The organism is Paenibacillus sp. 01T422 (genome assembly GCF_056398785.1).
Window position 1 is genome coordinate 1 of the sequence record NZ_JBFTQB010000631.1, and the last position, 3894, is coordinate 3894.

Below are 3894 nucleotides of genomic sequence, written 5' to 3' on the forward strand. Positions count from 1 at the left end.
TTCTTATATTATTCGTCTACTATCCGTACATCATAGGATGGTTGTTCAGAAATTTTCGTAATACTCGTTGAATTTGTATCCTCAATTTCGTATTTGCTTAATGTATTCAAATATTCTGCATCTATTATTTTCGTCATTGATTCAGGTATCATTGATACTTCATACGTATATTTTATTTTAAATATCTCCTTGGGTTTAAAGGCTAAATCATTAATTGCATACTCAATGACTGCATTTGTGAACTTCGTTTCAAAGTCATTTTCTATACTTATAAAATGCACTTCCTTATTATGTTTAACTGGAATAATATGCCCTTCAAAAGTACTCGCCACAACATAATCTTCATTTTCCTTTTTGTACACCATCCCATAATATTGTCTAATTGAACCTTCACACGTAATTACGTAAAGTTCATCAACGCCATCTTTATCCCTATCTACGAGATAAGAAGAGTCATAATAATTTTTAATAGACTCCATTTCTGAAGGGTTCCCCTTTATTGAAATCTTTCCTTTCTTAATGTATTCATCAAGATTTATCTCAAAATCCTGTTGTGTAAACAATAAATTCATTTCACGGTTATTTAAAATACTATAAAGGTAATTTTCCCATATTTTTTGCGTATCGATAAGCGATATCTCACTTTGGTTCTTAGTTGGTGTTACTGTGGGGACATCCGTGAATGTTTCTTTTTGACTTCCGTTATTGGCATTTATTGTTGGATTCGTCGGTAAGATAGCTGATCGAGTCGAAGTATCCTGATTCAGTAGCGTATATTTACATCCTATGGCTAAAAATAAGATCGAAAGTCCTATAAATAAACCCAATCGACTAAACAAAGTGACCCTACCTACTTTCCATATTGACGAGAACTCGTAAAACGAACTTTTTGATCCAATTTTTGAATATATGTAAAGAACACTCGTTCTCAATTTTGTAGAGAGCCGTTCTATCCACCTACTATTTGACTTCAAGCACTGTAGGTACAATTTTTATTTTGTTCGTAATACCATCACCAAGCTGTCCGTACGTATCGTCGCCCCATGAGTAGATTATTCCTTTCTCATCGATTGCGAACGAATGGTAGAATCCGGTATCTATTTTTATTATTTTTGCATTTAGCTTACCATTAAGCAAAGGAACCTTAGAATCTACAACTGTTCCATTTCCCAGTTGACCGTACTCGTTCCATCCCCAACCGTAGAGCTCACCATTTTCAGTCAATGCTAGCGAATGTTTGAATCCTGCCGAGACGGACTTTACTTTCCCATTAAACCCACTTATTTTTACTGGTTCAGCTTTATCATGATTATCTTTTAAACTACCATCTTTATTATAAACGTTACTGCTGCCATCACCGATTTGACCATTAGAGTTATAGCCCCAAGCCCAAACCTCTCCATCCTGAGTTACGGCTAAGGAATGGTTATCTCCGGCAGAGATACTTTTTACATCTTTTAGCTTTTTCACGATCACAGGCATGTTGCCTTTTGAATTGTCACCATTCCCTAATTGATGAAATTCATTACGTCCCCACGACCATACTTTACCGTCTTTCGTTAAAGCGAGTGAGTGATTACCTCCAGCTTCTATCGCTATAATATTAGATAATCCACTAACTTTTCCAGGTCTTGGATGGCTATTGTAAGTTCCATCTCCAAGTTGACCATAGATATTATCTCCCCAGGCCCAGACATCACCAGACCTATCAAGAGCAAGTGAATGGTATCCTCCTGTACTGACTTGAATAATATCCTTCAAACCATCAATCTGAATGGGACTAATTATGCTTTTTTCACCCTCAGTTATTTCATTCTTTGAGTTATAACCCCATCCCCAAACAGAACCATCTTTCGTAAGTGCTAATGTGTGGTCTGTTTTGCCATTAATGAAGACAATATCTTTAATTTCACTTACTTGTTTCATTTCAGCACTATTTATTTTTGTTCCATTCCCCAATTGACCTACATTATTTCTCCCTGAAGTCCACACAGATCCGTTTGATTTTAAGACTGTTGAGGCATAACCTCCTGCTTCAATTGTGACGATCTTATTAGTCGATGCTTGCTCAGTTTCGGTTGTTTCATTCATATCGGTTAGAACACTACAGCCGCTAATTAGAAACAACGATAGCATCCATATCAAATAATTCATTATTACGAACCTCAATTCCATGTTTTGGCGGGATGTTTTTGATTAAATCAGTACCATTTAAGTCGATAGCTTCCCACTCCGAATATAAAACAAAATCACTTGTTACAGGAATAATCCCGCTCCAGTCAAAACTGTTCAATTGATACGCAACTTCAAATCTAACTTGTTGACAATCCTCCCATGTTTTATCTCAATCATCTTCCTCCGATAATTCCATAAATCGTTCTTATTTGCCAGCAAATGAAGGCATAACTTATTCCAACCCGATCTGATAATTATCCGGCATTTCTGCAGAATTCCACAAGTATCCTAATTTATCATATTCACTGACCTCTTCTTTAATCATTTTGTCCCTATAGGATCTGATACCTAACGTAATTAAACCAAGGACGGGTTCACTCGCTCAACGAGTCTTTTATTCAACTAACGTCTCCCGGAGATAAATATACATTTGTAGAATAAGATAATCATAAATTTTTATTTCTTTTAAGGTCTCTCGTGCCACAAACTAGTTACACTTTTTAGAGTAATATCTTGAACTATACTAAAGTCTGACTTCAATTTTTGTAAATTATCAGAACTGTAAGAAAGACTTTTAACTTCTTCTGTTTTAGTATCTAGCACACCAACTTCTTCACCAGTTCTATCTTCACGTTTAAATAATACATACCGTTCATCCCAAGCTATCTCTAAAATGTTTGGTTTTACAACTTGTTTATCATCATTATTCCAATCAGCAATTTCATAAGGTCCTTCTTGAGTGACCTGAAAGACACCATAATCGTTTGGAAGCATAACATAACCTCTCATTTTTTTCTCTTGATCGAGCAATCCTCTGTAAAATATCAAACAGAGAATTACAATTAATAAAACAAAACCTAATATTAAGTATCCAAAAATTCCACCTATATTCTCTTGCTTATTATTTGTCAATTTCATATTCCCCCAACAATGAATTTGAATCATCTGGATAATATTAACACAATTGAACCATTCCTAACCTTTAGTTGAGAAAAGGCAACCATTCCATTATAGACGGCTACCTTTTCTTCTCATTTTTGAACTCTCGTTCGCCGTTAACTCATTGATCTTTCGGTTATGACAAGTGGTCTTTCATTTACATTTTTTCTTTATGACATTGCTTATGTGAAAATGATGCTGTCACCATTCTCCTTTCATATTTCTCCAACCAGCTATAAGACGAAGGCACCTTCTGACCCGCGAGTTGCTGCGTATTATCAGCTCCCAGTTAGCGTAATGACATGTTAGTGGCACTTTAAATCTAATGATAATTGGAAAATACATCTTAATAAAGAGAAAGATAATCCATCCTATTTTCATATTTATATCATTGGTTAATTAGGTGTTTTCCCTAAAAAAATATATAATTGAAATCATTCATTCCAATTCTTGCATTCCCCTCATTAACGAGGCCACCGAATCATACCGGCAGCCTCGTTTTTGGTTGAGCTATACTTATCCGTTAGTTCAACGCAACAACTATTATCGACGGAAAAACTCAGTTCTTAAAGTTATAATGACAGCAGTTAGAACATACCTTTGCTGCTTTGGACATTTCAACTTGAAAACCAAGTTCAGATTCTAAAGACTGAAGAACTGACGGTTTTACCATTCTTTCAACCACAGCGTTGATGTCGTAGCAATCTCCCATCCAAAGTGAACGATTTAACAGAGGGCAGTCATACATATCTTTACGGTCATCCATGTTAACTCTCCTTT

The 3894-nt window shown here is 35.4% G+C and carries 5 protein-coding genes; all 5 read right to left on the reverse strand.

The genetic code is table 11. From position 1 onward, the window contains the following. Positions 1-8: 8 nt before the first annotated feature. The gene (locus AC1DUA_RS27650; RefSeq protein ID WP_477502819.1) at positions 9-839 is read right to left on the reverse strand and encodes a hypothetical protein; all 831 of its coding nucleotides are present in this window, start codon (positions 837-839) and stop codon (positions 9-11) included. A gap of 121 nt (positions 840-960) precedes the next feature. Beyond that, complete coding sequence (locus tag AC1DUA_RS27655) at positions 961-2091, reverse strand: RCC1 domain-containing protein (RefSeq protein WP_477502820.1); 1131 nt, start codon at positions 2089-2091, stop codon at positions 961-963. 22 nt (positions 2092-2113) lie between these two features. Next, positions 2114-2293, reverse strand: a complete 180-nt coding sequence (locus tag AC1DUA_RS27660; RefSeq protein WP_477502821.1) for a hypothetical protein — start codon at positions 2291-2293, stop codon at positions 2114-2116. Positions 2294-2640: 347 nt separating this feature from the next. Next, the gene (locus tag AC1DUA_RS27665; RefSeq protein ID WP_477502822.1) at positions 2641-3087 is read right to left on the reverse strand and encodes a hypothetical protein; all 447 of its coding nucleotides are present in this window, start codon (positions 3085-3087) and stop codon (positions 2641-2643) included. Between the two features lie 586 nt (positions 3088-3673). Further along, a partial coding sequence (locus AC1DUA_RS27670; protein ID WP_477502823.1) for a hypothetical protein occupies positions 3674-3894 on the reverse strand: 221 nt, incomplete at its 5' end.

What these genes read in the sequence shown, in the direction of transcription:
- AC1DUA_RS27655 (WP_477502820.1), bottom strand. Translation starts at nt 2,091, where the DNA reads ATGAATGAAACAACCGAAACTGAGCAAGCATCGACTAATAAGATCGTC.